Source organism: Kitasatospora sp. NPDC023176 (assembly GCF_055560495.1).
This window is the reverse complement of the sequence record NZ_JBVHIP010000080.1, coordinates 1-7,115: the sequence shown is the minus strand read 5'-3', so window position 1 is coordinate 7,115 and position 7,115 is coordinate 1. Positions and strand designations below refer to the sequence as shown.

The following is a 7,115-nucleotide window of genomic DNA, read 5'->3' as shown; positions in this document are numbered from 1 at the left end:
CTCCGGGTCGCTCGGGTCCGGTGCCGACGGTCGGCGGGCGCTGCGCCACCTCCTTCGTCGGCGGCTGGGCCCTTCTCGCTTTCGGCACCGGCGCGCCCCTTCGGCTCGGGGCGGGGGCTCGCCCGCTCGCCTCCGGGCTGCTCGGGGCGGCGCTTGAGGCTTCAACTATCAGTAGAATTTTGCGGAAAGCAAAGATTGCCTTATAACTGAGGCATGATCGAGGCCCGCCATCTCCGCGTCCTGCGTGCCGTCGCCCGCACCGGCTCCTTCTCTGCCGCCGCCCGCGAGCTGGGGTGCACCCAGCCCGCCATCAGCCAGCAGATGAAGGCCCTGGAGAAGTCGGTGGACACCCCGCTGGTGGTCCGCTCGGGCCGCGGGATGCAGCTCAGCGAGGCCGGGCGGGTTCTGCTCAAGCATGCCACCGGAATCCTGGCCGGGCTCTCCGCCGCCGAGGAGGAGGTGGCCGCGATCGCCGGGCTGCGGGCCGGACGGGTGCGGCTGGTCTCCTTCCCGACCGCGAGTTCCACCCTGGTGCCGCCCGCGGTCGCCCGCCTGCGGGACGGCCATCCGGGGGTGCGCGTGTCGCTGGTCGAGGCCGAGCCGCCGGAGTCGCTGGCGATGCTGCGCGGCGGCGAGTGCGAGATCGCGCTGGCCTTCCGCTACCCGCCGTCCGACGGCGCGACCGTGGTGTCGGCGCCCGCCCACGGCTCGCCGCGCGAGGCACGGGCCGAGGCCAATCTGGAGGCGCAACAGCTGTCGGCCGGAACCGACTGGTCCGACCTGGTGGTCACCCCGCTGCTGGACGATCCGCTGGTGGGCCTGCTGCCCGCCGCCCACCCGCTGGCCGGGCGGGGTGGTCCGGTGGAGCTGGCCGAGCTGGCGGGGGAGCAGTGGATCGCCGGCTGTCCGCAGTGCCGGGGGCACCTGGTGGAGCTGTGTGCGGGGGCGGGCTTCGAGCCCCGGATCGACTTCGCGACCGACGACTACCCGGCGGTGGTCGGCCTGGTGGCGGCCGGGCTGGGGGTGGCGGTGCTGCCCCGGCTGGCCCTGCAGTCGGTGCGTCCTGACGGCGTGTCGACGGTGCCGGTGCGGGCGGCCTCCGGGGCGCCGGCGGTGCGCCAGGTGGTGGCGCTGACCCTGCCGGACCTGGCCGAGGTGCCGGCCGTCGCGCTGATGCGGGAGCGGCTGGCGGATGCGGCCGCCGATCGTTGACGGTCGGTGACCGGGGCCCCTGAAAGGGGGTGGGGTGGCCTGAGGCGCCGCGAAGAAACGTTTCTTCACGGCGCACCGTGGAGGCGGGTCTAACGCTGCGCGACCGCCGGCGGGGCCAACGGGACCTCCACCAGGCGGTGCCGCGAGCGGCCCAGCATCTCCTCGCGCTCGTCCTCCGTCATCCCGCCCCAGACGCCGTACGGCTCACGGACCGCCAGGGCGTGCGCGGCGCACTCGGCGATCACTGGGCAGCGCATGCAGACCTCCTTGGCGCTGGCCTCGCGTGAACTGCGGGCCGCTCCGCGCTCGCCCTCGGGGTGGAAGAAGAGCGAGCTGTCCACGCCACGGCAGGCTGCCGAGAGCTGCCAGTCCCAGAGGTCCGCGTTGGGACCGGGGAGGCGGGAGAAATCTGCCATGACTCATTCCCTTCAGAGGCGGTCGGCGGCGGCCGGGCGTTTCGGCGGGCTGCTGCCGAACGGTGCCCGGCGGGGCGTCCCGCGCTGGTGTGGACACCTGGAAATATGACTTAAGGCAACTCCATGGACAAGTCACCCACACACTGGCACAACAGTCAATGACCATACGAAAGCTATAAAAACGGGCAAAGTGGGCAAGGGGTTCGGCGGGCGCGGGCGTGGCAATCGGGTGGCCGGAGGGCGCGCGACGCACCGCGCCGGTGTGCGGGTCGTGCGCCCACCGCGCGCGAGCTGCGCAAAACTGCGGCGTGTGCACCGCGATGCGGCTGATCGGTAATGGGTTGGCCACGTACAGTGGTGGAGATGGCCTGTGGGCCGTAACTCATTCGAGTGACGGTCGTTGGAAGTGCGGAGGCGGTTAGCGGGCGCCGGACGTCGGGAACGATCGCGGGCAAGTCGGGGCGATCAGTACGAAGTCCGTCGCCGATCGGCCGTGTCGGAGAGGTTCGTACCAGCCAGGAGGCTCAACGTGACGCGGATCAGCTGCGGAGGACGACGGTCATGACTTCCGTTCTCGTTTGCGACGATTCCCCGCTCGCCCGCGAGGCGCTTCGCCGCGCCGTCGCGACCGTACCCGGTGTGGACCGGGTCACCACCGCGACGAACGGGGAGGAGGTCCTCCGCCGCTGGGTGGCCGACCGCTCCGATCTCGTCCTGATGGACGTCCGGATGCCCGGCCTCGGCGGGGTCGAGACGGTCCGGCGGTTGCTGTCCGCCGATCCGGGCGCTCGGATCATCATGCTCACCGTCGCCGAGGACCTCGACGGTGTCGCGCTCGCGGTGGCCGCGGGTGCCCGCGGCTACCTGCACAAGGACGCCTCGCGCGCCGAACTGCGGGCCACCGTCACCCAGGCCCTCGCCGACCCGACCTGGCGGCTCGCCCCGCGCCGGCTGCGCAGCCCCGACATGGGCGCGGCACCGACCCTGACGGCGCGTGAGATCCAGGTCCTGGAGGGCATGAGCCACGGGCGCAGCAACGCGGAGATCGGGCGCGAGTTGTTCCTGTCCGAGGACACCGTGAAGACCCACGCCCGACGGCTGTTCAAGAAGCTCGGGGCCTCCGACCGCGCGCACGCGGTGGCACTGGGTTTCCGCTGGGGCCTGGTCCGCTGACAACCGGCGGCGCCGCCGGTTGCGGCGCACCGCCGTCGAATTCCGGAACGGGCGCCGCACAGGCGTGTGACGTTACGGTCCCGAGGTTGCACCATGGAGGTGTGGAGCACCTCGGGGACCAGCGGACAGGCACTGCGGCGAACCACGCAGCCGCAGGACACTCGGCGAACGGCGCGACGGACGGGGCCACCCACGGTGGCGGGGCGGAAGGCGGCACGGTGCAGGAGGGGCCGGTGGTGCGCGGCACGCCGCACGGTGCCGCAGCGCATAACGTTCCGGTGCACAACTCCGGACGCGGTGCCGCGTTTTCTCGATCGACCAGGCACCATGGACCGATGCGCGACGATGTCGCCGGTGCGGCCGGCCAGGCGGACCCGGGTGAGGCCGAGCCCTCCGACCCGGGCCACGATCCGTCGTACACGGAGTCCGGTGGCTCCGGCGCGCAGGCCGGTCCGGGCCGCCCGCCGGTGCTCGGCACGGGCGGCTCGCCCCTGGTGGGCGAACTGGTCGCGGCCGCCGTGCGCGGCGAGGGCCCGGCCATCGACGCGCTGCTCGCCTACGTCCACCCGCTCGCGCTGCGGTACTGCCGCGCCAAGCTCGTCCGGCTGCCCGGCGGGGCCCGGCACCACGTGGACGACGTGGCCCAGGAGGTCTGCGTCGCCGTGCTGTGCGCGCTGCCCCGGTACAAGGACCAGGGGCGGCCGTTCGAAGCCTTCGTCTACGGCATCGCCGCGCACAAGATCGCCGATCTGCAGCGGGCCGCGATGCGCGGGCCCGGTTCGACCGTCGTGCCGCAGGACGACCTGCCGGAGGTGCCGGACGAGGCGCTCGGCCCGGAGGAGCAGGCGCTGCTGAGCAGCGACGCGGCCTGGGCCAAGGAGCTGCTCTCCAACCTGCCGGCCCGTCAGCGCGAACTGGTGCTGCTGCGGGTGGCCGCCGGGCTGTCCGCGGAGGAGACCGGCGAGGTGCTCGGGATGTCGCCGGGGGCCGTCCGGGTGGCCCAACACCGGGCGCTCAGCCGGCTGCGGGCGCTCGCGGAGGAGTCCTCCTGATCCGGAGGAGCAGGTCCGGGGGCCCGTGCGCGGCGGAATGAGCTGCTGGGGGTGCTTGTTGTCAAGGGCACACGAGGGCACATTCGCGGTGCCAGTACCATGGGGTATCGGCGCCTGGGCAGGTTGCCAAAGTTTCGCGGGTGCGCACGGGGTTTCCTTGGAGGTTCGTCCAAGTCCGGCCCACCCGGCTTTCGGCGGTCTGCGCGAGTGAGCGATCAACGCGCCCCCTCCCTCTGGGCGCGAGCGGATTAGGCCGGCCACGGAAGGTACCCCCAAATGTCTTACAACGCCGCAGGCGTACCCGAGAAGTTCGCCATGCTCGGGCTCACGTTCGATGACGTCCTGCTGCTGCCCGGGGCCTCCGCGGTGCTGCCGAACGAGGTCGACACCTCCTCGCGGATCTCCCGGAACGTCCGCGTCAACATCCCGCTGCTGTCCGCGGCGATGGACAAGGTCACCGAGGCGCGGATGGCCATTTCGATGGCCCGCCAGGGCGGCGTCGGCGTCCTGCACCGCAACCTGTCGGTCGAGGACCAGGCCAACCAGGTCGACCTGGTGAAGCGCTCCGAGTCCGGCATGGTCACCGACCCGATCACGGTCGGCCCGGACACCACCCTCGCCGAGGCCGACGCGCTGTGCGCCAAGTTCCGCATCTCCGGCGTGCCGATCGCCGACGAGGGCGGCAAGCTCCTCGGCATCGTCACCAACCGTGACATGGCCTTCGAGTCGGACCGCAGCCGCCAGGTCCGCGAGATCATGACCCCGATGCCGCTGATCACCGGCAAGGTCGGCATCTCCGGCGAGGACGCGATGGCGCTGCTGCGCCGCCACAAGATCGAGAAGCTGCCGCTGGTCGACGACGAGGGCCGGATCAAGGGCCTGATCACCGTCAAGGACTTCGTCAAGGCCGAGCAGTACCCGAACGCCGCCAAGGACGCCGAGGGCCGTCTGCTGGTCGGTGCCGCGGTCGGCGCCAGCGCCGAGGCCTTCGACCGGGCCCAGGCCCTGGTCGAGGCGGGCGCGGACTTCCTGGTCGTCGACACCTCGCACGGCCACAGCCACAACGCGCTGGCCTGGATCTCGAAGATCAAGTCGGCCGTGGGCATCGACGTGGTCGGCGGCAACGTCGCCACCCGCGACGGCGCCCAGGCGCTGATCGACGCCGGCGTGGACGGCGTCAAGGTCGGCGTCGGCCCCGGCTCCATCTGCACCACCCGCGTCGTCGCCGGCATCGGCGTCCCGCAGATCACCGCCATCTACGAGGCTGCCCAGGCCTGCCAGGCGGCCGGCGTGCCGGTCATCGGCGACGGCGGCCTGCAGTACTCGGGCGACATCGGCAAGGCGCTGGCCGCCGGTGCCGACACCGTGATGCTCGGCTCGCTGCTGGCCGGCTGCGAGGAGTCCCCGGGCGAGCTGATGTTCATCAACGGCAAGCAGTTCAAGTCCTACCGCGGCATGGGGTCGCTGGGCGCCATGCAGTCCCGCGGCCAGGGCCGCTCGTACTCCAAGGACCGCTACTTCCAGGCCGAGGTCGCCTCGGACGACAAGCTCGTCCCCGAGGGCATCGAGGGCCAGGTGCCGTACCGCGGCCCGCTGTCCGCCGTGCTGCACCAGCTGGTCGGCGGCCTGCGCCAGACCATGGGCTACGTCGGTGCCGCCACCATCTCCGAGATGGAGAGCAAGGGCCGCTTCGTCCGGATCACCTCGGCGGGCCTCAAGGAGAGCCACCCGCACGACATCCAGATGACCGTCGAGGCGCCGAACTACTCGACCCGCTGAGCGCGCCGCCGATCGTCCTGATCGGCCCGATCGTCCGAGGGGCCCGTCGCTGCACCGCAGCGGCGGGCCCCTCGGACGATCCGGGGCGTGGGCCGTCGGGGCGGGACCAGCGGCAGTACGGGATACTGGGGGCGGCCGGGGTGACCCGGCGGGCATGAGCAACAAACCAGAAGGGCTCGAAGTGACTGAGATCGAGATCGGGCGAGGCAAGCGCGGCCGCCGGGCGTACGCCTTCGACGACATCGCCGTCGTCCCCAGCCGCCGTACGCGTGACCCGAAGGAGGTCTCGATCGCCTGGCAGATCGACGCCTACCGCTTCGAGCTGCCGTTCCTGGCTGCCCCCATGGACAGCGTGGTCTCGCCGGAGCAGGCCATCAAGATCGGCCGCCTGGGCGGTCTGGGCGTGCTGAACCTGGAAGGTCTCTGGACCCGCTACGAGGACCCGCAGCCGCTGCTGGACGAGATCGCCTCGATCACCGACGCGCCCACCGCGACCCGCCGGCTGCAGGAGATCTACTCCGCGCCGATCCGGGCCGAGCTGATCAAGCAGCGGATCCAGGAGGTCCGCGACTCCGGTGTGGTCACCGCCGCCGCGCTCTCGCCGCAGCGCACCGCCGAGTTCTCCAAGGCCGTCGTGGACGCCGGGGTCGACGTCTTCGTCATCCGCGGCACCACCGTCTCGGCCGAGCACGTCTCCAGTGCCGCCGAGCCGCTCAACCTCAAGCAGTTCATCTACGAGCTGGACGTTCCGGTGATCGTCGGTGGCTGCGCCACCTACACCGCCGCGCTGCACCTGATGCGGACCGGCGCCGCCGGGGTGCTCGTCGGGTTCGGTGGGGGCGCCGCCCACACCACCCGCAACGTGCTGGGGATCCAGGTGCCGATGGCGACCGCGGTCGCGGACGTGGCGGCGGCCCGCCGTGACTACATGGACGAGTCCGGTGGCCGCTACGTGCACGTGATCGCGGACGGGGGCGTCGGCTACAGCGGCGACATCCCGAAGGCCGTCGCCTGCGGCGCCGACGCGGTGATGATCGGTGCGGCGCTGGCCCGGGCGACCGACGCGCCGGGCAAGGGGTTCCACTGGGGGATGGAGGCCGTCCACGAGGAGCTGCCGCGCGGCAAGCGGGTGGACCTCGGGACCGTCGGCACCACCGAGGAGATTCTGACCGGGCCTTCGCACACGCCGGACGGGACCATGAACCTGTTCGGGGCGCTGCGGCGGGCGATGGCCACCACGGGGTACACGGAGCTGAAGGAGTTCCAGCGGGTCGAGGTGACGGTGAACCCGGCGCTGGATCACCGCTGAGGGGATTGCTGAAGCAGTGACGAGGGCCTCTGCCGGGTTGCCGGTGGGGGTCTTCGTTCGTTCGGGGGGCTCTCGGGAGGGTGGGTGCCGGGGGGGGGGGGGGGGGGGGGGGGGGGGGGGGGGGGGGGGTTTTTAGAATGGGGGCCCGCATCGCGCGGGGCGGGGGGGGGGGTG

Annotated in this window: 6 protein-coding genes; 5 read left to right on the top strand and 1 reads right to left on the bottom strand. The window is 72.2% G+C overall.

The features are described 5' to 3' along the window. Window positions 1–213 precede the first annotated feature (213 nt). Window positions 214–1,212: a LysR family transcriptional regulator gene (locus ACZ3YL_RS42235; RefSeq protein WP_465663152.1), complete on the top strand. Its 999-nt coding sequence runs from the start codon at window positions 214–216 to the stop codon at window positions 1,210–1,212. A gap of 89 nt (window positions 1,213–1,301) precedes the next feature. On the opposite strand, the gene ACZ3YL_RS42230 is transcribed toward ACZ3YL_RS42235, so the two are convergent. Further along, a complete protein-coding gene (locus ACZ3YL_RS42230) occupies window positions 1,302–1,628 on the bottom strand; it encodes a WhiB family transcriptional regulator (RefSeq protein WP_049654358.1) in 327 nt (108 codons plus the stop codon). 561 nt (window positions 1,629–2,189) lie between these two features. On the opposite strand from ACZ3YL_RS42230, the gene ACZ3YL_RS42225 reads away from it, so the two are divergent. From ACZ3YL_RS42225 to ACZ3YL_RS42210, 4 genes are all read left to right on the top strand, one after another. After that, complete coding sequence (locus ACZ3YL_RS42225) at window positions 2,190–2,801, top strand: response regulator transcription factor (RefSeq protein ID WP_014136228.1); 612 nt, start codon at window positions 2,190–2,192, stop codon at window positions 2,799–2,801. Between the two features lie 335 nt (window positions 2,802–3,136). Then, on the top strand, window positions 3,137–3,853 hold the full coding sequence (locus tag ACZ3YL_RS42220; protein WP_188305105.1) for a sigma-70 family RNA polymerase sigma factor: 717 nt from the start codon (window positions 3,137–3,139) through the stop codon (window positions 3,851–3,853). Window positions 3,854–4,129: 276 nt separating this feature from the next. Next, window positions 4,130–5,632: an IMP dehydrogenase gene (gene guaB, locus ACZ3YL_RS42215; RefSeq protein ID WP_188305104.1), complete on the top strand. Its 1,503-nt coding sequence runs from the start codon at window positions 4,130–4,132 to the stop codon at window positions 5,630–5,632. A gap of 181 nt (window positions 5,633–5,813) precedes the next feature. Next, window positions 5,814–6,941 (top strand): GuaB3 family IMP dehydrogenase-related protein, encoded by a 1,128-nt coding sequence (locus ACZ3YL_RS42210; protein ID WP_188305103.1) that lies wholly within the window; start codon window positions 5,814–5,816, stop codon window positions 6,939–6,941. Window positions 6,942–7,115 lie beyond the last annotated feature (174 nt).

Bases quoted from the DNA above. Each gene is read 5' to 3' on its own strand.
- ACZ3YL_RS42235 (WP_465663152.1), top strand. From the start codon at position 214: ATGATCGAGGCCCGCCATCTCCGCGTCCTGCGTGCCGTCGCCCGCACC.
- ACZ3YL_RS42230 (WP_049654358.1), bottom strand. From the start codon at position 1,628: ATGGCAGATTTCTCCCGCCTCCCCGGTCCCAACGCGGACCTCTGGGAC.
- ACZ3YL_RS42225 (WP_014136228.1), top strand. From the start codon at position 2,190: ATGACTTCCGTTCTCGTTTGCGACGATTCCCCGCTCGCCCGCGAGGCG.
- ACZ3YL_RS42220 (WP_188305105.1), top strand. From the start codon at position 3,137: ATGCGCGACGATGTCGCCGGTGCGGCCGGCCAGGCGGACCCGGGTGAG.
- guaB (WP_188305104.1), top strand. From the start codon at position 4,130: ATGTCTTACAACGCCGCAGGCGTACCCGAGAAGTTCGCCATGCTCGGG.